The organism is Massilia pseudoviolaceinigra (assembly GCF_030846505.1).
In the GTDB taxonomy this organism is placed as follows: domain Bacteria; phylum Pseudomonadota; class Gammaproteobacteria; order Burkholderiales; family Burkholderiaceae_D; genus Telluria_A; species Telluria_A violaceinigra.
This window is the reverse complement of sequence record NZ_JAVCWL010000011.1, coordinates 28,844-50,626: the sequence shown is the minus strand read 5'-3', so window position 1 is coordinate 50,626 and position 21,783 is coordinate 28,844. Positions and strand designations below refer to the sequence as shown.

The window sequence follows — 21,783 nt, the reverse complement described above, 5'->3', positions numbered from 1 at the left end:
GTGTACATGTAGGAAGGTGTCAACGACAAAAAAGTTTCGTATGATGTCATCGTTGTAACAAGCTGTAAGTAGCAGCGCCGCCAGCGGCCGTTTGCCTATAGTGATCGCATCGGAATGAGGAGTTTCCCGCCATGAAAAACCTGTTATTGATCGGTGTCCTGGCCGCGCTCGGCGGCTGCGCCACCTATCCTTCGTCAACCCGCTACGCGCAGCCGTCCGACCCGACCCAGTGGCGCGTGGTGTCCGTCACGCCGGTTGCGCCCGGCACCGGCGAGCGCGTGGCCGCCGCCTCGCCCACCGGTTCGCGCGTCGAGTATTCCTCGCGCCCGGTAACCGTGGTCGAACGGGTGTATGTGCCGCAGCCTGTGTATGTGCCGGCGCCGGTGTACATCGAGGAACCGGCCTATTACTATCCACCCATCTCGCTCAGTCTCGGCTTCGGCTTCGGGCGTTACTGGGGCCACGGCGGCCACGCACGCGCGCACATCGGGCGCGGCTGGCGCCACCGCTGAGGCGTCGGCGAGCGTTACAGCTTACAGATAGCCCGTTTCGGCGGGCGGCTTGTCCCACTCTTCGTTGCGTCCGTCCACGTAGCGCACCGGCACCCAGGACAGTTCGTCGTCGGTGACGCCGTCCAGGCAGGCGATATTAACGCCGTAAAATTTGCCCAGGCGGGGCGACTGGCCGATGCCGAACGGCGGCACCCCGCAGTGGCGGCAGAACAGGTGATGCTCGGTGCGGCGCTTGAACTGATAATCGCTCAGCTCCGAAGCGCCACACAGCAGGCGGAACGATTCCGGTTTCACGATCGCCGCCCACCAGCGGATCTTTTTGCAAAACGAACAGTTGCAGCGCAACGTTTCCAGGCTCAGGTCGATATCGGCCTCGAAGCGCACGGCGCCGCAATGGCAACTTCCAAGATACGTTTTCATCGTCGGTTCACCGCCGCGCGGTGTCGTCTGGTTGGGTGGTTAGTTTCAGTCCAGCATTGGACGTGAGTGTACCAGCAAGCCCGCCCGCCGGGCGTGGACATTCGCCATGCCAGCAGGTATGCTGTAGCGCATGAACATCAACCAGCAAATCGCCCTGACCCTGAGCACCGCCGCCAACGCGCGCGCGGCCAACTGGCGCGCCTGGGCGGCGCTGGCCGGCATGATGGTGACCATCGGCGGCATGGTGGCGATGATGTGGTTCCTGTCCACCCAGCCCACGCTCGACCTGCGCGGCTGGCTGTGCGGCGGCGCCAGCATGGCCGCACTGGCACTGTGGCGCGCGATGCTGCCGCTGGCCGTGGAGCACGAGCGGCGCGGACGCTGAAGCGATTTTCCTGACGCACCGGCCGGTGCGGTAAAATCGCGGCCAGTGTTCCCGTCACGTCCGATCGTCCATTCATTCGTCCATTCATGCCTGCAAAGTTCCTCTTGCGCCGCAGCGGCGCCCCCCGTTGATGCGCCTGCGTTCCCACTACATCGTCCTGGCCCTCTCGATTGTCGTTCCGGCTGCCGTGTTTGGCGCCATCGCGCTGCACATTCTGCAAGACACCCAGCACAGCTCGGCCATCGGCCGCATCGAGCAAAGCGCGACGCTGACCGCGCGCGCCATCGACGCCGATATCTACCGGGCCCAGTCGGTGCTCAAGGTGCTGGGCAGCTCGCACGCGCTGGCGCGCGGCGACCTGGCCCGCTTCTACGAGGAAGCGCGCGAGGCGAGCGCCGCGCCGGGCGGCTGGATCATCCTGTACGACACCAACGGCCAGCAACTGCTCAATACGCGCCGCGCCTACGGCGTCGACCTGCCAAGGCGCCCCGATCCGGACCAGGTGACGGCGATGCTCGCCTCGGGCCAGGGGCAGGTCACCGGCATCAAGTGGGGCGAAGTGCTGAAGAACCATTTCGTCATGGTCGAACAGCCGATCCGGACCCCGACCGGCCAGCGTTACGTGATCGGACAAGCGTTTTCGCCGGCCTTCTTCGCGCATTCGTTCGCCGGGCGCACCCTGCCGCCGGGCTGGCGCGTGGCGATCCTCGACCGGGCCGGCATCATCATCGCGCGCAGCGAGAATGCCGACAAATTCGTCGGCCTCACGGTCCGTCCCGCCACCCTGGCCGCCATCAACAAGACGCGCAGCGGCGTGTTCACGCATCTGTCGGGCGACGGCAACGAAGTGGTCGACGCCTTCACCCGCTCCGAGCGTTCGGGCTGGTCGGTCATCATCGGTGCGCCGCTGGCCGAGATCGACGCGGCCGTGTGGCGCGGGGTTCCGGTGATGAGCGCCGGCCTGGTGATCGCCCTGATCGCGGCGCTGGCCCTGGCCATGGTGGCCGGACGCCACCTGGTGCGCTTCGTGGCGCGCGCCTCGCAAGCCGCGGCCCTGCTCGGCCGGGGCGGCGAAGTGAACGCGCTGGCGCGCTCCGGCATCCACGAACTGGAAAGCCTGAACGAAGCGATCCGTGAAGCGAGCAAGCGCCTGCAGGCCGAAATGCGCTCGCGCTCGGACGCCGAAAACGAACGCAATGCGCTGCTGGTGTCGGAAAAGACCGCGCGCGCCCGCGCCGAAGAACAGAATGCCGCCAAGGACGAGTTCCTGGCGATGCTCGGCCACGAGCTGCGCAACCCGCTCAGCGCGGTCGCCAGCGCCGTCTCGATCCTCGACAACGGACGCAATATCGACGACGCCATGGCCCAGCGCGCGCGCGACGTGCTGCGGCGCCAGACCGACCACCTGCGCAAGCTGGTCGACGACCTGCTCGAAGTGAACCGCGCCCTGATGGGCAAGCTGGAACTGGACAAGACGCCGGTCAACCTGGCCGAGGTGCTGCAGCGCTGCGTCGACACGCTCAAGGCGAGCGGGCGCACGGCCGCCTTCACTGTGCGCCTCGATACCGTGCCGGCCACCGTCAACGCCGATCCGACCCGCCTGCTGCAAGTGATCGACAACCTGCTCGACAACGCCATCAAATACAGTCCGGGCGGTGGCGAGATCGTGCTGTCGGTGCGCCACGTGGGCGACGCGGCCGAACTGAGCGTGCGCGATTCGGGCCTCGGCATCCCGGCCGACCTGCTGCCGCACGTGTTCGACATTTTCGTCCAGGGCAAGCAGAGCCTGCAGCGTGCCCATGGCGGGCTGGGGATCGGCCTGTCGCTGGTGCGCCGGCTGGTCGAGCTGCATGGCGGCTTCGTGCGCATCGACAGCGAAGGCAGCGGCAAGGGCAGCACCGCCACCGTCACCCTGCCGCGCCTTGCCGGGCACGCGGCCGTGGCGCCGGACGCACCAGCGGCCCAATCGGCGCGCCTGCGCCGCGTGCTGCTGGTGGAAGACAATGCGGATGCGCGCGAGATGATGTCGATGCTGCTGCAGCTGCGCTCGTGCGAAGTGGTCAGCGCCGCCAGCGGGCCGGAGGCGATCGCCACGGCGCTGGCCGTGCAGCCGGAGCTGGCCTTTATCGACATCGGCCTGCCGGACATGGACGGCTATGCGGTGGCGCGCGCGCTCAAGGCCGACGAGCGTACCGCCGGCATCGAACTCATTGCCCTGACCGGCTACGGCAGCGAAAAAGACCGCACCTTGGCGCTGGAGGCCGGGTTCGCCCGCCACTTCACCAAGCCGATCAGGCTGGAAGACCTGGATCTGGCGCTGTCCTAGGCGAAGCCTGGCCGGGCCGCGCAAGGCCGAGCGCTTCGCGCAGCTCGAGCGCATTGGGCAGTGCCGCGCCGGACGCCGTGTTATCGAAGATGCACCAGACATCGCGCCCGTGCGCCGCGTGGGTCGCCATGTCGCGCGCCAGCTGGGCCAGATAGTCCGCGGAATACGGCGAGTAGTAGATGCGCGGCGCGCCATGCAGGCGCACGTAGATGCTTTCCGTGGTTGGCACATGCGGGCCATCCTGGCCCTTGGCCGGGTCGGCGATCACGCGCGTGACCGTTTCGCGCCGCAACAGCTCGCTGGCATCTTCCCCGAACCAGGTCCGATGGCGCGCTTCACAGGCGATCATGCAGCCGAAGGTGTCTTTCAGGCGCGCGAAAAAGTCGCTGGCGACAGCGGCGTCGAAAGCGAGCTTGGGCGGCAGCTGCACCAGCAGGCAACCGAGCTTGTCGCCGAGGGCGCCGGCTTCGGCCGCGAACTGGCTCAGCGGCGCATCGATGCCCACAAGGCGCGCATCGTGCGTGATGGTGCGCGGCAGCTTGACCGCGAAGCGGAAATCCGGCGGCACGCTACCGGCCCAGCGCTCGTAGGTCTTGGCCTGGTGCGGACGATAGAACGAGGAGTTGATTTCAACCGTGCCGAGCACGCGCGCATAGCGTTCCAAATGGCTGCCGGCGGTCTCGAACGCGCCCGCGGCCTCGCGCGAAATGGTCCAGCCGGCGCAACCGATGCGCAGCGCGCCGGCGTCTTGATGTGTACGATTTGTCATGGTGAGAAAGTGTAGCAGCGAGCGGCGCGCGAGCCGAACACGGTTGACCGCGTGCGGTCTACAATGGCGTTTTACCAATCAGTACGCAGGAGGATTCCATGACCGACCCCGTCCACATCGTCTGCCCGCATTGCGAAGCGGTCAACCGGCTCGCGCACGAGCGCCTGAACGACACACCCGTGTGCGGCAAATGCGCGCGTGAGCTCTTCGTCGGCATGCCGATCGACGTCAACACGGAACGCTTCAACAAGCATGTCGGGCGCAACGATATTCCGGTGCTGGTCGATTTCTGGGCCGAATGGTGCGGACCGTGCAAGATGATGGCGCCGGCCTACCAGCAGGCGGCCAAGCGCCTCGAGCCGCGCATCCGGCTGCTCAAGGTCGATACCGAGCACCTGCAGGATCTCGCGGCACGCTACAACATCCGCAGCATTCCGACGCTGGCGCTGTTCCGCAATGGCCGCGAAGTGGCGCGCCAGCCGGGCGCCATGGACGTGAACGGAATTGTTTCCTGGGTGGATGCGCTCATGCGCCACGCATGATATGCATGCGAAACAAGCGGATGGGCCGCGGCGGGACTGCTACAATCAGGTCATATTGCTAAAGGAGCATGAATTATGACGCAAGACCTGGTACTCGATTCCAATTTGGAAGAACAAAAAAACGTCGCGCGGATTCTGTACATCGTGCACGCGCTGACGCTGGTTTTCTCGCTGGGCCTGCTATCGGTCGTGCCCTTGATTGCGAACTATATCAAGCGGCCGGAGACGGAGGGATCGTATTTGTACAGCCATCACAGCTGGATGATCCGCTCGTTCTGGTGGTTTTTCGTGTGGGCCGTCGTTGCCGCGTTTTTCGTCTTCACCTTGTGGTGGGTGCTCGGCCTCGGCATCGTCATCGGGTATGTGGTGGGTGCTCTGGCGTGGATCTGGAAGGCGTATCGCTTGTTGAAAGGGTATTTCGATCTGGAGAAGAATCGGGCGATGCCGGGTTAACCAGTACCGTTGTTTCCGCCACTATCCCGTCCGTCGAGCCGCCACCGCCGTCGTTTCTGGCAATGCCAGAAACGACGAAGGTAGCGACTCAAAGCCTCCCCAGCCCCTGCTCCAGATCCGCAATCAGATCGTCGGCATCTTCCAGCCCGATATTGAAGCGCACCAGCACCCCCGCATCCTTCCACTGCTTGCGCATCGCCTGCATCCGGTACGGCATGACCAGGCTGTTCGCCCCGCCCCAGCTGTAGCCAATGCCGAACAATGCCAGACCATCGACGAAGCGATCGGTCTGCTCCTCGCTGTAACGCGCATCGAACACCACCGAAAACAAGCCGCCCGCGCCGGTAAAATCGCGCTTCCAGTGCTCGTGCCCCGGACAGTCGGCAAACGCCGGATGCAGCACCCGAGCGATCTCCGGGCGCCCCTTGAGCCAGGCCGCCACTTTCCGCGCCGCCGCATCGTGCGCCTCGAAGCGCAGCTTCATGCTGCTCAGCCCGCGCAGCACCAGATACGCGTCGTCGGCGCTCACGCCCATGCCCAGACGCATATGCGCCATCGCAATGCGGTCGTTGAGCGCGCGCTCGCGCGTGATCACAGCGCCCATCAGCACGTCCGAGCCACCCGACTGGTACTTGGTCAGCGCCTGCATGATGATGTCGACGCCATGCTCGAAGCCGCGCAGCGCCAGCCCGGCGGACCAGGTGTTGTCGAGCGCCACCAGCGCGCCCGCGGCGTGCGCCGCCTTGCAAATCGCCGGCAGATCGGGCACTTCCATCGAGACCGACCCCGGTGCCTCGGTCCAGACCAGCTTCGTATTGGGCTGCATCAATTCGGCGATGCCGGCCCCGATCATTGGATCGTAATAACGCGCGGTGATGCCGAAATCCTGGTTGAGCCAGCGGCCCAGTTCGCGGTTCGGGTTGTACACATTATCGGGCAGCAGCACGTCGTCGCCGCTTTTGAGCAGCGCAAAATCGACCATGGCGATCGCCGCCAGCCCGCTCGGCGCCAGCAGGCAGAACTGACCATCTTCGATCGCGGCCAGGCGTGCTTCCAGGGTGAACGTGGTCGGCGTGCCGTGCAAGCCGTAGGTGTAGGCGTTCTTTTCTTTCCAGTCGCCCGAGCGCATCGCCGCGACATCCTTGAACAGGACCGTCGAGGCGTGATGGATCGGGGTGGGAAAAGCCGCGAAGCCGGCGGGCGGCTCGTAGGCGTTATGAATCAGTTGGGTTTGCGGGGAAGTTTTCATCGGCTGGCAGGCTTTCCGGTGGCGGCGCGGCCACCGGGCGGCCGTGCCAGCCGTGGTGAACTAGACCACCGAGGCCCAGAGATCGTGGGCGTCGGCGGCGGTGATGGTAACGTCGGCAAATTCGCCGACGGTGAGCTTCTTGCCCGGCACCAGCGAACGCTTGATGTGGACCACGCCATCGATTTCCGGGGCGTCGGCCCACGAGCGGCCGATGGCTTCCTTGCCGCCGACTTCATCGACCAGCACGCGCATGGTCTTGCCGACCTTGGCCTGCAGGCGCTTGGCCGAGATTTCTTCCTGCAGCAGCATGACGCGGCCACGGCGTTCTTCGCGCACTTCTTCCGGCACGGGATTATCGAGCAGGTTGGCGGTGGCGCCTTCCACCGGCGAATACGCAAAGCAGCCGAGACGGTCGATCTGGGCTTCCTTGAGGAAGTCCAGCAGGTACTCGAATTCGGCCTCGGTTTCGCCCGGGAAGCCGGCGATGAAGGTCGAGCGGATCGTCAGGTCCGGATTCATGGCGCGCCAGGCCTGGATGCGGTCGAGGTTTTTCTCGCCGCTGGCCGGGCGCTTCATGCGCTTGAGTACGTCCGGATGGGCGTGCTGCATCGGAATGTCGAGGTAAGGCAGGACCGAGCCGCCGCTCATCATCGGAATGATCTGGTCGACGTGCGGGTACGGGTAGACGTAGTGCAGGCGCACCCAGGCGCCGAACTGGGCCGCCAGCTGGCCGAGCGCTTCGACCAGTTGCGTCATGTGGGTCTTGACCGGACGGCCATTCCAGAAGCCGGAGCGGAACTTGACGTCGACGCCGTAGGCGCTGGTGTCCTGGGAAATGACGAGCAATTCCTTGACGCCGGCCTTGAACAGGTTTTCGGCTTCCATCATCAGGTCGGCGATCGGGCGCGAGACCAGGTCGCCGCGCATCGATGGGATGATGCAGAAACTGCAACGGTGATTGCAGCCTTCGGAAATCTTGAGGTAAGCGTAATGTTTCGGCGTAAGCTTGATGCCTTGCGACGGCACCAGGTCGAAGAACGGCTCATGCGGCTTGGGCAGGTGCAGGTGGACCGAGTCCATGACTTCGCCGAGGGCGTGCGGGCCGGTAACGGCCAGCACCTTCGGGTGCACCTTCATGATGATGTCGTCGCCGGCAGCATCTTTTTTGGCGCCGAGGCAGCCGGTGACGATGACGCGGCCGTTTTCGGCCAGCGCTTCGCCGATGGCGTCGAGCGATTCCTGGACGGCGGCGTCGATGAAGCCGCAGGTGTTCACGATGACCAGGTCCGCGCCTTCGTACGATTTGGCGGTTTCGTAACCTTCGGCGCGCAGCTGGGTCAGGATCTGTTCGGAGTCGACCAGTGCTTTAGGGCAACCGAGCGAGACAAAGCCGACTTTTGGAGCGGCACCAGGAAGGGGAATACGACGAAGTTCGGACATGTTGGAGGCACGATAAGGCAGGGTAATCTGCGATTATACCTGTTTGCGGCAGGGTGATGGTGGTTTAGGCGTTGCCCCTGCGCTACTGTTTGCACCGCCCCCACTCCGTCGTCTCTGGCATTGCCAGAGACGACGGCTTGGGGGTAAGCGATAACACAATTCCGGCTTACTTCTTCTCCACCGGCGGAAACGGAAACGCCGCCCCAAAAATGCTTTTGCTCTGGTTCTGCATCTGTTCCTGCATCTGCACGAACAGGTTTTTGCTCTGGTCGATGTAGTTATTCATCATCCCCTGCATCATCGGCCCCTGCACATTCATGAACTGGGTCCACATTTCCGGACTGAACGGTTTGCCCTCGAACGCCCCGGTCGAGCCGGTGGTGAACTTGTTCTGGATATCCGTGAATGCCTGGACGTTTTTCTCCAGGTAAGACCCCATCATCCCCTGCATGGCATGGCCGTAATAGCGGATGATCTGCGACAGCACACCGCTCGAAAACATCGGAGCACCGTTCGCTTCCTCTTCCAGGATGATCTGAAGCAAGATGCTGCGGGTCAGGTCTTCGTTCGTCTTGGCATCGATCACGGTGAATTCATCCGCGTCGAGCACCAGCTGCTTGACGTCGGTCAGCGTGATATACGAACTGGTCTGGGTATCGTACAGACGACGATTCGGGTACTTCTTGATCAGGCGTTCCGTACTCTTTTTTGCACTACTCATCTCAAGGTTCCACTTATTGCGCCGCAGCGCATGTTGACTGATCACGAAAAAAAAGCGGACCGGGGTCCGCTCCTGACAGGCCTGCTTTTTGCATTATAGAGTGGATATTCGCAAAAATACCACTTTACCGAAGCGCGTGCAGCAAATAGTGCGCCGCACCCAAACGATAAATGCAGGGCAACCCCCGTTGCCCTGCCCCATTGCCTGCCTCAGTCCGCCCGGACCTTGACGTAACGCCCCGGCGCCGGCTCGATCGGCTGGTAGACCTTGCTGCCCGCCTTGGCCGGCGCATTGACTTCCTTGCCGCCGTGTTCAGCCAGGAAAGCGGCCCATTCCGGCCACCAGCTGCCCTTGTGCTCGGTCGCGCCGTCGAACCATTCCTGCGCCGACGCCGCCGCCTTGGCCTTGGCCTTGCCTTTGCCCTTGGGCGCGGCACCGGCGTCGTTGGTCCAGTAGCTGCGCTTGTTCTTCGAGGCCGGGTTGATCACGCCGGCAATATGCCCGGACGCGCCCATCACAAAGCGGTTGGCCTGCGCATTCTTCGGATTGAGGATGTGCATCGAGCCATATGCCGCGCTCCAGGGAACAATGTGATCTTCCTTGGAACCGTACACGAACACCGGCGCCTCGATCGCGCCCAGGTCGACCGGCACCCCGGCCACGGTCAGCTTGCCCGGTTCCTTGAGGCTGTTTTCCAGGTAAGTATTGCGCAGGTACCAGCAAAACATCGGCCCCGGCAGGTTGGTGCTGTCCGAATTCCAATACAGCAAGTCGAACGGCGGCGGTTCCTTGCCCTTCAGATAATTCGACTGCACGTAATTCCACACCAGGTCGTTCGGGCGCAGCGACGAGAAGGTCGTAGCCAGGTCGCGTCCCGGCATCAGCCCGCCCTTGGCCAGGGCCTTCTCGCGCATCGCCACCTGGGTTTCGTCGATGAACACTTCCAGCACGCCCGTGTCCTCGAAGTCGAGCAAGGTGGTCAGCAAGGTCAGGCTGGCCGCCGGCTGCTCGCCGCGCGCTGCCAGCACCGCCAGCGCCGTGCTCATGATGGTGCCGCCGACGCAGAAACCGAAGGCGTTGACCTTGTCGGCCCCGGAAATGGCGCGCGTGACTTCGATCGCCTTGATCGCGCCATTCTCGACGTAATCATCCCAGGTGGTCGCGCCCATCGAGGCATCGGGATTGCGCCACGACACCAGGAACACCGTATGGCCCTGCTCCACCGTGTAGCGCACCACCGAGTTTTCCGGCTGCAGATCGAGGATGTAAAACTTGTTGATGCAAGGCGGCATCATGAGCAAGGGCACCTGGTGCACAGTCGGCGTGGACGGCGTGTACTGGATCAGCTGGAACAGCTCGTTTTCAAACACCACCTGGCCCGGCGTGGTGGCGACGTTGCGGCCCACCTCGAAAGCCGATTCGTCCGACAGCGAAATGCGCCCTTTCTGCATATCGGTCAGCATATTGGCCATACCGCGGGTGAGGCTTTCGCCCTTGGTTTCGATGAGTTGTTGCTGCGCTTCCGGGTTCGTCGCCAGGAAATTGGCCGGCGACATGGCGTCGACCATCTGCTGCACGGCAAAACGGATCTTTTGCCGTTCGCGCGGACCGGTCTCGACGGCGTCGGCCATGGCGGTCAGAAACTCGGCGTTTAACAGGTATGATGCTGCACTAAATGCGGACATCGGATTGGACAACCATTCCGGCGCGGCAAAGCGGCGGTCGGTGAGCGAGGGAGTTTTCCCTGCAAGAAATTCCTGCCACAATCCGGCGGCTTTTTGCAGGTAATCGTTGCGCAACGATTCCAGTGCCTGTGGCGGGATGGTCGCGCCGGCGTCCTTGAGCAGGCCGGCCACCGGACTGGCGCCCTGCGGCGCCGCCCCGAACATCGCCTGCCAGGCGGAGGGATCGGTCATTTGGGACATCCATGCGGAGGCCATCGCTTGCGGGTCGGGCATATTCATGTTTGCGTTCATTGTTTCAATCTTTTCCAAGGAAAGTTGTATGTGGCTTGTCGCTATTGCATGGATCTATGTGGTCGGACTGATGGCGGTGACCGAGGTTACCGAGCACGGTATTGTCGCAGGGATTATGACGTTTTTGGGCTATTGTGTGTTGCCTTTGTCAATAGTCTGGTACATCGCCGGTTCGAAGATGCGGCGCATGAAGATCGCACAGAAAGAAGAAATGGCGCGCCGCCGACGCGCGGGACGCGAGCCGGATGGCCAGGACGTCACCGGCGAGCGCGAGCATCACCGCTCGTCGCGCGACCGCAGCGATAGCGACAGCGGCGACAACGACAGCAGCAGCGGCGATAGCGGCGGCGGCGACGGTGGGTCCGGCGGCGACTGACGCCGCCGGGCTCATTTAATCCAGATCAGGCTGGCCTGGCGGCCCGTGACCTGGTCGCGCCGGTACGAATAGAAGCGGCCGCGCTCGCTGGCAGTGCAATACGTTCCGCCGGAAACATCGGTCACGTTATCGCGCGCCAGCACGATGCGCGCCAGCCAGTAGATATCGGCCAGATACTTGCCCGGACGCCCAGGAAACGGTGCGAAACACTGCGCGGTCTGGCTCGCTTCATCAGCGCCGCGCGTCCCGGCCATAAAGCTATCGAACACATCGCTCCCAACCTCGAACTGGGTCGGACCGATTGCCGGCCCCAGCCAGGCGGTAATTTCGCCGGCGCCGGCCGCGCGCATGGCCGCCACGGTGTCGCGCAGCACCCCGGCGGCCAGCCCGCGCCAGCCCGCGTGCGCGGCGCCCACCACCTTGCCATCCCTTGAAGCGAACAGCACCGGCAGGCAATCGGCCGTCATGATCGCGCACACCACGCCGGGCACGCTGGCAATGCTGGCGTCGCCCACCTGCACCGGTTGGCCTGGCTGCACGGTGGCGGCGTCGACTACGGCCACGCCATGCACCTGCGAAATCCAGGCCGGCTCGCCCGGCAGCGCCTGCCGCAGGCGTGCGCGGTTCAGGCCGACCAGCACCGGATCGTCGCCGACGTGGTTGCCCAGGTTCAGCCCACCGCCGCCGGCCCCGTCGTCATACGGCGCCGGACTGACGCCGCCAACGCGCGTGGTGGCGATGGCTCCAATACCGGCCGGCATATCCGGCCAGTCGGGCGCGATGATGTGCAAGCCGGACATCACACCTGCTCGGGCTCGGGAATGCCGGCGCGTTCGATCAGCTCGGCGAAATCATCGGCCAGGGGCACGATCCATTCCATGTCCTCGCCGGTGGCCGGATGCACCAGACCCAGACGGCGCGCCTGCAGCGCCTGGCGCGGGAACACCGGCGTGAGGTGCTGCTTGCCGTACACGGCGTCGCCCACCAGCGCGAAGCCGATCGAGAGCATGTGCACGCGGATCTGGTGGGTGCGGCCGGTCTCGAGCTGGCATTGAACCAGACTGACGGGACGACGGTCCAACATACCGGTGGCGATGCGCTGGTAGTGGGTAATGGCCGGCTTGGCCGAGAAATTGGTCGATACGGCCATCTTGACCCGGTCTTTCGGGTGGCGGCCCATCGACGCGTCGATGGTGCTGCTCAGCTGCGGCGTGCCCCAGACGAGCGCAAAATACTCGCGCTTGACGCTGCGCGCCTGCAACTGGCGCACCAGGTCGGTTTGCGCCGCCAGGGTTTTGCCGATGACCATCAAGCCGCTGGTATCCTTGTCGAGCCGGTGCACGATACCCGCGCGCGGCACGCCGGCCAGTTGCGGGCAGTGATGCAGCAGGCCGTTGAGCAGGGTCCCGGCCCAGTTGCCGGCGCCCGGATGCACGACCAGGCCGGCCGGTTTGTTGATGACGATGATATGCTCGTCCTCGAAAACGATGTTCAGTTCCATCGCTTCAGGCGTGTAGGCCTCGTCTTCCGGCGCACTTTGTGGCAGGATGACGACCGCTTCGTCGCCATAGGCGGTGTCTTTGCCGCGCGCGGGCTTGCCGTCGACCAGCACATGGCCCGCTTCGAACCACAGTTGCAGGCGGCTGCGCGAAAATTGCGGAACCAGGCCGGCAATGACCTTGTCCAGACGGTGGCCGCAGGCGTCCGGCGTCAGTTCGAGGTGGATCGGAGAGAGGTCGATGCCGGTGGCGGGCAGGACGTATTCGTCGCCTGCCTCGTCATCGATGTCGATCTCCAGATCGGGGTCTAAGGGCAAATCCGCCGAATTCGGCGTTGGAGTTAATATCACAGCAGTCCCATCGGCTATAATCAGCCTTTCGTTGAATCTCAGTTAATACTCTCTTGCAAAAAGTTATGCAAAAAAAATTATCGCGTGTTGTTGCCAAATCTGTTGCTACTACTCTTCTGCTCGGTTTGTCCGCTTGCAGCTTGTTGCCGGAAAAAACCGACGAGACCAAAAACTGGCCGGTGACGAAATTATACGCTGAGGCACGCGAAGAAATGGCGGGTGGCCACTACGAGGCGGCAATCAAGCTGTTCGAGCGCCTCGAAACCAACTACCCGTTCGGCAATTATGCGGCGCAGGCACAGATGGAAATTGCCTACGCTCACTACAAGAGCCAGGACCAGGCACAGGCGCTGGCCGCAGTGGAGCGCTTCATCAAGCTGCACCCGAACCATCCCAACGTCGACTACATGTACTACCTGCGCGGGCTGATCAACTTCAACGACCAGATCGGCTTCCTGAGCTTCGTCTACGAGCAGGATCCGACCGAGCGCGACCCGAAGGCGACGCGCGAAGCGTTTGCCGCCTTCAAGGCGCTGGTCGACAAGTTCCCAGACAGCATCTACGCGGCCGATTCGATTGCCCGCATGAAGTATCTGGTGAATGCGATGGCGCAGTACGAAGTCCACGTGGCCAACTACTACCACGACCGCGGCGCTTACCTGGCGTCACTGAACCGTGCGATGGCGGCGGTGTCGGACTACCAGGATGCGCCAGCGCGCGAAGAGGCGCTGTTCTTGATGATGCGCAACTACGACAAGCTGGGCATGCCCGAGCTGCGCGACGACACCAAGCGCATTTTCGTGCGCAACTACCCGAACAGCAGGTACCTCGACCCGAACGCCGGCGAGAAATCGTGGTGGAAGTTCTGGGCGAAGTCGAACCGTCCGGCACGCTAATCACCGCGCTGAGGCAGATGCAAAAAAACCGGGGAAACCCGGTTTTTTGTTGGCGCAGCCGGTGCCATGCAAGTATCGATCGCGTTGAAGCCGTCGCCGCCTGCGCGGGAAAGACGGTTTTAAAGATTGTGGGCGGAAAACGGCTTAACTTAACGGCATTCGGGTCAGACCTCGACCCGGCGCCGAAAAATCCACGTGCGGTCGTCCGAATCGTGCTTGTCGAACGCATAACCGTCGACCTTGAAACTCTTGAGCTTCTCGGCGTCGACAATGCCCTTGATTGCCGCGTAGCGCGCCATCAGTCCGCGCGCCCGCTTGGCGAAGAAGGAAATGATCTTGTACTTGCCGCCCTTCCAGTCCTCGAACACGGGCGTGACGACCGGCACCGACAGCAGCTTGGGCTTGACCGACTTGAAATACTCTTGCGACGCCAGGTTGACCAGCACCTTGGCCCCCTTGGCGGCAATTGCCTCGTTCAGCGCGCCGGTGACCGTCTCGCCCCAGAACGCATACAGGTCCTTGCCCTGCGGCGTGGCCAGTTTGGTGCCCATCTCCAGCCGGTGGGGATGAATCAGGTCGAGCGGGCGCAGCACGCCGTACAGCCCGGATAAAATACGCACGCTGTGCTGCGCGTAATCGAGCTGGCCCGGCTTGAGCGTGCGCGCGTCGAATCCGGCATACACGTCGCCGTTGAAGGCCATGATCGCCTGCCGCGCGTCGCTGGTGTCCTTGCTCCAGCTGGCATAACGGCCTACGTTGAGGTCGGCCAGGGTGTCGGACAGATGCATCAGGCTGGCCAGCTCGGGCGGCGAATAGTGGCGCAGCACGTCGATCAGCGCGCCGGAACGGTCGAGAAAATCGGGCGTGGTGTGGAGTTTGGTGGTTGGGGGCGTTTCAAGGTCCAGCGATTTAGCGGGTGACAAGACAATCAGCATAAGATTCAATCAACTTACTACGAATAAACAGACCAATATGATACCCGCTCCAGCCAAACGCATCGTGCTCGACACCAATGTCTGCCTCGACCTGTTCGTCTTCCACGATCCGCGCTGGGCCAGTCTGCTGGCCGCCGTCGAGAGCGGCGCGGTCGAAGCCATCACGCGCGCCGATTGCCGCGAGGAATATCTGGTGGTGCTGCACTACAAGCACCTGCCTCTCGACGAAGCCTCCCGCCCGCTCGCGGCGGCGCGCTTCGATGCATTGATCACCGTCGTCGCCCCCGACGCCAAACCGGTGCGCCTGCCGGTCTGCACCGACCGCGACGACCAGAAGTTCCTGGAACTGGCGCGCGACGCCGGCGCCGACATCCTCATCACCAAGGACAAGGCGCTGCTCAAACTGGCGCGCAAGACGGCCCAGGCCGGCATATTCCGCATCTTGCTGCCCGAAGCCTGGGTCAAGCTGGCGGCGGCGGAAACTGCCGTTCAAGGCTGACGGCTCCCCGCCAGATCCTGGCGAGCAAGCCCGCAATGCCTGCCAATTTCACGGGCATGGTTGCCCGTGTGTGTGACGGACCGGAGAAAACAAGTAGTCGTGCTAAGTTCATTCCATCAGAACCGCTGCTGGTGATCCTGCTGTCGGGCATCGCCGACTTCCACTGGCAAATTCGAGCTTCCATTTGATCAATCGTTTGCCTTGGCATATCGCGGCGGTACTGGCGCTGCGTTTGGCTTCCTTCAAGCGCAAACCAACGCGATTGGTCACGGTATGATGGCTGACGTTCGAAGCGGCGTTTTGGGCGCCGCTGGCGGTGGTGGATAACCTCGATATACCCTTTGACGGCTGATCACGGATTAGCGCGTAGCGGAGCTGACGGCGCTCACCAGCTTCGTGTCGCACTCGAAGTATTGGTGAACCTGAACCGAATCATTCTGTGTCAAGAACCTACCAACATCCTACCCAATAAAGAAATGACAAAAAGTACGAAATCTCCTATTGTCCTATTAGCGAAGTTTGCAATTCTTTGTGCAGCGCTCTTAGGCACGTCGTCGGTATTTGCGCAGCAGCCAGAGGAACTCGCGATTGCAAGAAAACTCGTTGAACAGGCGCAACTACATAAAATGGCTGCGCTGGGTCTGCGCCTTTCCATAAGACGCAGCGTTGTTAATGGCGAAGCTACACAAGAATTATTGGAGTGTGTTTCGGCAGTTGATCCGGATATTTTTTTGCCCCCTATTGCGACAATATATGCAGAAAATCTTGCATCAGGTGACCTGAAGGATGCTCTAAGTTTTTTCGAGACTGCTGCTGGTCAGAAATATGTTTCGTATACTTTTCGGGGAACTGAAGAATATGCTGGATTCCCCCCAACCACACCACCTACGACGGTAACGATCGGCGAGAAGAGATTGATTGAGAAATTCATTTCTTCACCAGTAGGCAAGCAGATGAGCGGGACTTCCATTCCGCTTGCAATTTCCACTCAACGAGAGATTAGCAAGATCGTTGAGCCGATACTGGGTAAATGCATTCAGCCAAGGGGGCCGCTTCAAACACAATTAATCCCTGATAGCAGTAGCTACGTTGCCAGTCTAGTCGCCAAAATCAGGCGTGAGATCCTTTATTCTGGGAACCACGACAGTTTTCCTGGCAATCCAAGAGCAAGGTTAAGAATCGAACAACTCCCAACTGGAGAAATAGTTTCCGTGAAAAATATCGAGAGTAGCGGCGTTCCCGACTTTGATGTTGCAGTAACAAAAGCGGTTTACCGCTCCTCGCCATTACCGAAACAAATCGATGGAAATGTTGAGCGAGTCCTTATCATCGATTTTTTCATGAAGGAAGCATCTCATGCAAAATAGTTCGCAGCTTGCTCATCGGCGGAGGGGGCAAGAACCGTCGAATAGAATCGGCAGGAACCGGCCAACAGCGGAACTTTGCGTCAACGGCAGTCTGGCGAAGGCGGGAGGCGAAAGGAGCCGCCATGAGCAAAGAAACAGAGCACTGTTATCTCTGCAAGGTGCCCTCGCCGTGTGCCAACATGACTTGAGACACCTGCCCGACTAATTTAAAGTACAGCGGTAGGGATCCCATTATGTGTAAAGACCCGCTTGGTTATATACGCGCTTTAAGAATAGATCCGGTTTTTCTTCCTGCCATTTCTTGAATGCTTGGATGGGTGTCTGATGGCTCAAAGCGCGTTGGGGAATGTTGGGGTTGTAGATCTTGGCGTAGTTGCGCAGCGTTGATTCGAGCTCTGCGACAGAATCGAAGCAGGTTGATTGACGATCTCGGTGATATGTTCATTGAAGCGCTCCACCATGCCGTTGATTTGCGGGTGGCATGGTGGAATGAGAAGATGCTCGATCTTGAGTTGCGTGTCCAGGACGTCGAACACATGCTTGCCCGTAGGTATTCGGTTCCCCTCGGCATCCTTCTTCCTGCGGGTAAAACGGTCTGTAAAAATGGTGCTTCCCACGACAATCCGGTTCAAAAACGATTGCCGATATCTGATCGAGCGGGTCGGCATCGCGCGCCTGGCTGCCCTGCTGGCCACTGCCCCTGCGAACAAGGCAGGCCATCACCTGCCGCCCGTGCCTGCGCTAGAATAGTTGTCTCTGTCACTATCCGAACGCTCCATGTCCACTCCCGTCCTGCACACCCGCCTGCCTGCCGTCGGCACCACCGTCTTTTCGCTGATGTCGGCGCTGGCCAGCGAGCATGGCGCGGTCAACCTGGGCCAGGGCTTCCCCGATTTCGCCTGCGAACCAGCCCTGCTCGACCATGTCGACGCCGCCATGCGCGCCGGCCACAACCAGTATCCGATGATGACCGGCATGCCCGCGCTGCGCGAGGCCATCGCCGCCAAGATCGCGGCCGTCTACGGTGCCCACTACAACGCCGCCACCGAGATCACCGTCACCGCCGGCGCCACCCAGGCATTGACCACCGCCATCCTGTGCTGCGTGCACCCGGGCGATGAAGTGATCGTCATCGAACCGGCCTACGACAGCTACCTGCCCGCCATCACCCTGGCTGGCGGCGTACCGGTACCGGTCGCCATGGAGCTCGGCGAACATGGCTACACGGTGCCGTGGGAGCAGGTCGCCGCGGCCGTCACCCCGCGCACGCGCCTGATCGTCATCAACACCCCGCACAACCCGACCGGCTCGATCCTGCGCGCAGCCGACCTGCGAGCGCTCTCGGACATCGTGCGCGGCAGCGACATCCTGATCCTGTCGGACGAGGTGTACGAACACATGGTCTACGACGGCGAGCGCCATGAGTCGGTGTGCCGCTATCCGGAACTGGCCGAGCGCAGCTTCGTCGTATCGAGCTTCGGCAAGACCTACCACGTCACCGGCTGGAAAATCGGCTACGTCGCCGCGCCCGCCAGCCTGATGGCGGAGTTCCGCAAAGTGCACCAATATAATGTCTTCAGCGTTAACACGCCCATGCAGCACGGCTTGGCCACCTACATGGCCGACCCTGCGCCGTACCGCGATCTGCCAGCGTTTTACCAGCGCAAGCGCGACCTGTTCCGCGACGGCCTGAAAGGCTCGCGCTTCACGTTGTTGCCAGCCGACGGAACTTATTTTCAGTGCGTCAAGTATGAGGCGATTTCGCCTATACTGGAGTCGGATTTTGCACAATGGTTGACCACCGACATCAAGGTCGCCGCCATTCCCGTGTCGGCGTTTTACAGCCAGGGCCGGGAGTCGGGGATTGTGCGTTTTTGCTTCGCCAAGAAAGACGAAACCTTGCGCCTGGCGCTGGAGCGCCTCGCAAGACTGTGATTCACCGGGCTGGAATATTATCATGGCAATCAGGCGCATCACCTTGGCAGATCTGGTATTCGGCGAACCCTTGCGCTGGGATATTTTCAGCACGCCCTCGTCGAATCGCCCGCTGCTGCAGAAAGGCCAGGTCCTCGCCCCTGGCCAGCTGGACGACTGGATCGAAGCGGGCCTGTACGCCGAGGCCTCGTCGCCGGTATCGGTGCTGCAATCGCTCAACCAGATCAACCGCCGCCTCGAAAGCACCTTGATGGACCTGCGCGACCAGGGCAGCGCCGACCGCGAACTGCGCGCCATCGCCCAGGACCTGATCGCTACCGTCGAACGGGGCGCCGACGTCGCCCTGGCAGCCATTTTCCTGAACCAGATCGCCGGCGCCTATGCCGTGCGCCATTGCACCGAGGCGGCCGTCGTCGCCTGCCTGATCGCGCGCGCGATGCACAAGTCGCCCCTCGAAGTGCTGGTGATCACGGCGGCCGCCCTGAGCATGAACGTGGGCATGGTGCGCCAGGCCGACCTGTTCCAGAACAAGGATGGCGCCCTGTCGCACGAAGAACGGGCGCTGGTGCGGCGCCATCCGTCGGCCAGCGTCGAAATGCTGCGCTTCGCCGGCGTCAGCGACGAAGCCTGGCTCGACCTGGTGCTGCTGCACCACGAGAATGACGACGGCAGCGGTTATCCGGCCGGCAAACTGGGCGATGAGATTTCGCAAAATGCCAAGCTGATCGGGCTGGCCGACCGCTATTGCGCCTTCGTTTCGGCGCGCAATTATCGGCGCTCCCTGCTGCCGCCGGTGGCGCTGGAGCGTTTATGCGCGGGTAACGACATGCCGTACGACCAGATCGTGCTGGGGCACTTCGCCACGCAGATCGGCGCATATCCACCCGGCACGCTGGTGCGGCTGGAAAATGCGGAGCTGGGCGTGGTGTCGCGGCGCGACGAAGATGGCGCGGGGATGGCCGTGCATGTGCTGCGCGCGGCCGACGGCAAAGCCCTGGCCGAGGCGCAGCAGCGCGTGACCACCCAGCCGGGCTGCGCCATCGCGGAAGCACTGCATGAAGATCACGCCAAATTGCGCTTTCCGATGAAGCAGATCTGGGGCGAGCTGGCGAGCTTGTAATTCAGCGCCCCAGCGCCGCCACCTTGCGCTCGACAAAACCCTGCAACTCGGGCGACAGATTGCCCGCCGCCCTGGCCCGCTGGAATGCCGCCAGCGCTTCCGGCAGCCGTTTCTCCGCTTCCAGCGAAATCCCCAGCCCCATCCACCACACACTATTTTCCGGCGCGGCGCGCAGCGCGGCCTGATACTGTTCCACCGCTTCCTGATGGCGCCGCTCGCGCTGCAGCGCACCGGCCAGGAAAGCGCGATACTCGCCATTGCCCCCGGCCGCCGGCAAGCTCGCCATCAGGGTGTCGATTCCAGACCCGCCGCCGTCGATCTGCAAGCGCGCCAGCAGCATCGCCATGGCGGGCTGTCTGACGTCGATCGCCAGGCCGGCTTGCAGCAGGCGCATCGCTTCATCGGTGCGGCGCTGCTCGATCAGGATGCCGACCAGCGTCTGGCGCGCCGCCTCATGCCGCGCATCGATGGCGAGCGCAGCTTCAAGCTGGGCCACCGCCTCCGTCATGCGGCCGTCCTGCAAGCTGGTCAAGGCGCGCCGGTAGGCGCCCTCGGCGCCCTGCCCGGTCACCGCCTGCCGGCCTGCCTGCGGCGCCAGCGCCACGCTGGCCACCGGCGGGTTGACGCGCGGCGGCGGGGACACGGGTTTTTCCTCGCGCACCGGTACGTTCCGCTCGCGCAGCGGCGACGGCGACGCAAGCTTTTCCTCGCGCAGCGGAGGCGCTGGCGCCTGCTCCGGCTGCGCGGGCGGCTTGGGCCGCGACGTGGCATTGTCCGACGCCACCGTGGCCGGCGGCGGCGGCGCGGTCGTCGCCACCGTCGCCACCTGCTGCGGCTGCGCCGTTTCCGGCATCGGCAACTGTTCCGGCGGCGTAATGACGACCGGCCGGATCGGCGCCGCGGGCGCCACCACCGCCACCGGCGCGGTGCGCGGCTGCTGCAGGTAGCGCCAGCCGTACACGCCGCCCGCGGTCAGGATGATCACCCCGGCCAGCGCGCCCATCACCACCGGCAGCGGCACGCTGCGCTCGCCCCGCCCCACCGGCCGGATATCGGCCGGCGCGCCATCGGCACCGGGCGAACCGCGCTTGTCGAGATCCTGCAGCATCTTGTTGATCAGACTCATGTATTCAAGGCCCAGGTTAGTCCGCCGCCCGCCGCCAGGCTCAGCGCCAGCGCGGCAAACCAGGGCCACCGACGGCGCCTGGCGGAAATCGTGTCGCGCACCGCTTCGCTCACGTGGCTGCGGCTCACTTGCTGCTTGCCCTGCCCGTAGCACAGCATCAGCGCCTTGTGCGCGAGGATGTTGACCAGCCGCGGAATGCCGCCGCTGGCCGAGTACAGCGCGCCCACCGCCTGCCGGCTGAACAGGCGCGCGCCGGTGAACCCGGCCACCCGCAACCGGTGCGCCAGGTAATACTCCACATCGTCGCGCGTCAGCGGTCCCAGATGGTAGTGAAACGTGATGCGCTGGGCCAGCTGGCGAATCGACCGCAGGGCCAGGTTGCGGTTCAGCTCGGGCTGGCCGAACAGCACGATCTGCAGCAGCTTGCGTTTTTCGGTTTCGAGGTTGGTCAGCAGGCGCAGCGCTTCCAGGCTGTCGATGGGAATCGCCTGCGCTTCGTCCAGGCACAGCAGCACGCGCTTGCCCTCATTGGCCAAGGCCAGCAGCCTGTTCGTGATGGCCTTGATCAGCTGATGTTGGTCGACATTCTTGTCCAGCACCACTTCCAGTTCGTCGGCCAGGGCCAGCATCAGGGTGCGCGGCTCCAGATACGGGTTGGGAATGTAGGCGGTGAAGAAAGCGTCGCCCAAGGTCGCCATGAACTTGCGGCACAACAGGGTTTTTCCGGTGCCGACTTCGCCGGTGATCTTGATGAAACCTTCGCCACTGCGGGCGGCCACCAGCAGGGTATTGAGCGCTTCCTGCGAATGCGGGCTGGTGAAAAAGAAACTCGTGTCCGGCGTAATGCCGAACGGGACTTCGCGCAGGCCGAAGTGCGAGGTGTACAT

General features: G+C 63.0%; 23 protein-coding genes and 1 pseudogene. 12 read left to right on the top strand and 12 right to left on the bottom strand.

Translation table 11 applies throughout. The features are described 5' to 3' along the window. Positions 1 to 131: 131 nt before the first annotated feature. Entirely contained in the window at positions 132 to 512 is a 381-nt protein-coding gene (locus RBA40_RS12645) for a hypothetical protein (protein WP_306648216.1), read from the top strand. 21 nt (positions 513 to 533) lie between these two features. Here the strand turns inward: RBA40_RS12645 and RBA40_RS12640 are convergent, their stop codons facing one another. Then, positions 534 to 932, bottom strand: coding sequence for a GFA family protein (locus RBA40_RS12640; protein WP_306648215.1), 399 nt, complete (start codon positions 930 to 932; stop codon positions 534 to 536). A gap of 130 nt (positions 933 to 1,062) precedes the next feature. Between RBA40_RS12640 and RBA40_RS12635 the strand changes: the two genes are divergently transcribed. Both RBA40_RS12635 and RBA40_RS12630 read left to right on the top strand, forming a co-directional pair. Then, a complete protein-coding gene (locus RBA40_RS12635; RefSeq protein ID WP_306648214.1) occupies positions 1,063 to 1,317 on the top strand; it encodes a hypothetical protein in 255 nt (84 codons plus the stop codon). Positions 1,318 to 1,447: 130 nt separating this feature from the next. Then, positions 1,448 to 3,643 (top strand): hybrid sensor histidine kinase/response regulator, encoded by a 2,196-nt coding sequence (locus tag RBA40_RS12630; RefSeq protein WP_306648213.1) that lies wholly within the window; start codon positions 1,448 to 1,450, stop codon positions 3,641 to 3,643. Here the strand turns inward: RBA40_RS12630 and RBA40_RS12625 are convergent. After that, a complete protein-coding gene (locus RBA40_RS12625) occupies positions 3,609 to 4,412 on the bottom strand; it encodes a DUF72 domain-containing protein (RefSeq protein WP_306648212.1) in 804 nt (267 codons plus the stop codon). The two genes, RBA40_RS12630 and RBA40_RS12625, sit on opposite strands and share 35 nt — an antisense overlap. Before the next feature lie 98 nt (positions 4,413 to 4,510). On the opposite strand from RBA40_RS12625, the gene trxC reads away from it, so the two are divergent. Then, positions 4,511 to 4,954 (top strand): thioredoxin TrxC, encoded by a 444-nt coding sequence (gene trxC / locus RBA40_RS12620; protein ID WP_306648211.1) that lies wholly within the window; start codon positions 4,511 to 4,513, stop codon positions 4,952 to 4,954. A gap of 75 nt (positions 4,955 to 5,029) precedes the next feature. Next, positions 5,030 to 5,407, top strand: coding sequence for a DUF4870 family protein (locus RBA40_RS12615; protein WP_306648210.1), 378 nt, complete (start codon positions 5,030 to 5,032; stop codon positions 5,405 to 5,407). Positions 5,408 to 5,495: 88 nt separating this feature from the next. Here the strand turns inward: RBA40_RS12615 and RBA40_RS12610 are convergent, their stop codons facing one another. The 4 genes from RBA40_RS12610 to phaC all read right to left on the bottom strand — a co-directional run bounded on the left by RBA40_RS12610 (position 5,496) and on the right by phaC (position 10,781). Next, positions 5,496 to 6,656, bottom strand: coding sequence for a cystathionine beta-lyase (locus RBA40_RS12610; RefSeq protein WP_306648209.1), 1,161 nt, complete (start codon positions 6,654 to 6,656; stop codon positions 5,496 to 5,498). A 60-nt stretch (positions 6,657 to 6,716) separates the two neighbouring features. Further along, the gene (gene rimO / locus RBA40_RS12605; RefSeq protein ID WP_306648208.1) at positions 6,717 to 8,096 is read right to left on the bottom strand and encodes a 30S ribosomal protein S12 methylthiotransferase RimO; all 1,380 of its coding nucleotides are present in this window, start codon (positions 8,094 to 8,096) and stop codon (positions 6,717 to 6,719) included. Between the two features lie 166 nt (positions 8,097 to 8,262). Next, on the bottom strand, positions 8,263 to 8,817 hold the full coding sequence (gene phaR, locus RBA40_RS12600) for a polyhydroxyalkanoate synthesis repressor PhaR (RefSeq protein ID WP_099879662.1): 555 nt from the start codon (positions 8,815 to 8,817) through the stop codon (positions 8,263 to 8,265). Positions 8,818 to 9,026: 209 nt separating this feature from the next. Beyond that, a complete protein-coding gene (gene phaC, locus RBA40_RS12595; RefSeq protein ID WP_374710487.1) occupies positions 9,027 to 10,781 on the bottom strand; it encodes a class I poly(R)-hydroxyalkanoic acid synthase in 1,755 nt (584 codons plus the stop codon). On the opposite strand from phaC, the gene RBA40_RS12590 reads away from it, so the two are divergent. Then, positions 10,780 to 11,169: a hypothetical protein gene (locus tag RBA40_RS12590; RefSeq protein WP_306648207.1), complete on the top strand. Its 390-nt coding sequence runs from the start codon at positions 10,780 to 10,782 to the stop codon at positions 11,167 to 11,169. The genes phaC and RBA40_RS12590 overlap by 2 nt on opposite strands. 11 nt (positions 11,170 to 11,180) lie before the next feature. Here RBA40_RS12590 and pgeF read toward each other — a convergent pair whose 3' ends face one another. Next, a complete protein-coding gene (pgeF, locus tag RBA40_RS12585) occupies positions 11,181 to 11,969 on the bottom strand; it encodes a peptidoglycan editing factor PgeF (RefSeq protein ID WP_306648206.1) in 789 nt (262 codons plus the stop codon). Continuing rightward, positions 11,969 to 13,018, bottom strand: a complete 1,050-nt coding sequence (locus RBA40_RS12580) for an RluA family pseudouridine synthase (protein WP_306648205.1) — start codon at positions 13,016 to 13,018, stop codon at positions 11,969 to 11,971. The genes pgeF and RBA40_RS12580 overlap by 1 nt, the downstream gene beginning before the upstream one ends. Positions 13,019 to 13,083: 65 nt before the next feature. Between RBA40_RS12580 and RBA40_RS12575 the strand changes: the two genes are divergently transcribed. Then, positions 13,084 to 13,914 (top strand): outer membrane protein assembly factor BamD, encoded by an 831-nt coding sequence (locus RBA40_RS12575; RefSeq protein ID WP_306648204.1) that lies wholly within the window; start codon positions 13,084 to 13,086, stop codon positions 13,912 to 13,914. A 164-nt stretch (positions 13,915 to 14,078) separates the two neighbouring features. Here the strand turns inward: RBA40_RS12575 and yaaA are convergent, their stop codons facing one another. Continuing rightward, the gene (gene yaaA / locus RBA40_RS12570; RefSeq protein WP_306648203.1) at positions 14,079 to 14,849 is read right to left on the bottom strand and encodes a peroxide stress protein YaaA; all 771 of its coding nucleotides are present in this window, start codon (positions 14,847 to 14,849) and stop codon (positions 14,079 to 14,081) included. Between the two features lie 37 nt (positions 14,850 to 14,886). Between yaaA and RBA40_RS12565 the strand changes: the two genes are divergently transcribed. The 3 genes from RBA40_RS12565 to RBA40_RS12555 all read left to right on the top strand — a co-directional run bounded on the left by RBA40_RS12565 (position 14,887) and on the right by RBA40_RS12555 (position 16,715). Further along, on the top strand, positions 14,887 to 15,348 hold the full coding sequence (locus RBA40_RS12565) for a putative toxin-antitoxin system toxin component, PIN family (protein ID WP_306648202.1): 462 nt from the start codon (positions 14,887 to 14,889) through the stop codon (positions 15,346 to 15,348). Between the two features lie 35 nt (positions 15,349 to 15,383). Next, positions 15,384 to 15,536: a hypothetical protein gene (locus RBA40_RS12560; protein WP_306648201.1), complete on the top strand. Its 153-nt coding sequence runs from the start codon at positions 15,384 to 15,386 to the stop codon at positions 15,534 to 15,536. A gap of 153 nt (positions 15,537 to 15,689) precedes the next feature. After that, positions 15,690 to 16,715, top strand: a complete 1,026-nt coding sequence (locus RBA40_RS12555; RefSeq protein ID WP_306648200.1) for a TonB C-terminal domain-containing protein — start codon at positions 15,690 to 15,692, stop codon at positions 16,713 to 16,715. A gap of 231 nt (positions 16,716 to 16,946) precedes the next feature. Here RBA40_RS12555 and RBA40_RS12550 read toward each other — a convergent pair. After that, positions 16,947 to 17,317, bottom strand: a pseudogene (locus tag RBA40_RS12550) (integrase core domain-containing protein); the annotation flags it as partial. Between the two features lie 175 nt (positions 17,318 to 17,492). Between RBA40_RS12550 and RBA40_RS12545 the strand changes: the two are divergent. Together RBA40_RS12545 and RBA40_RS12540 are read left to right on the top strand one after the other, a co-directional pair. Continuing rightward, the gene (locus tag RBA40_RS12545; protein ID WP_306648199.1) at positions 17,493 to 18,650 is read left to right on the top strand and encodes a pyridoxal phosphate-dependent aminotransferase; all 1,158 of its coding nucleotides are present in this window, start codon (positions 17,493 to 17,495) and stop codon (positions 18,648 to 18,650) included. A gap of 22 nt (positions 18,651 to 18,672) precedes the next feature. After that, complete coding sequence (locus RBA40_RS12540) at positions 18,673 to 19,770, top strand: HD-GYP domain-containing protein (RefSeq protein ID WP_306648198.1); 1,098 nt, start codon at positions 18,673 to 18,675, stop codon at positions 19,768 to 19,770. Between the two features lies 1 nt (position 19,771). On the opposite strand, the gene RBA40_RS12535 is transcribed toward RBA40_RS12540, so the two are convergent. Both RBA40_RS12535 and RBA40_RS12530 read right to left on the bottom strand, forming a co-directional pair. Further along, a complete protein-coding gene (locus RBA40_RS12535) occupies positions 19,772 to 20,896 on the bottom strand; it encodes a tetratricopeptide repeat protein (RefSeq protein ID WP_306648197.1) in 1,125 nt (374 codons plus the stop codon). Then, positions 20,893 to 21,783: an ExeA family protein gene (locus RBA40_RS12530; RefSeq protein ID WP_306648196.1), complete on the bottom strand. Its 891-nt coding sequence runs from the start codon at positions 21,781 to 21,783 to the stop codon at positions 20,893 to 20,895. The genes RBA40_RS12535 and RBA40_RS12530 overlap by 4 nt, the downstream gene beginning before the upstream one ends.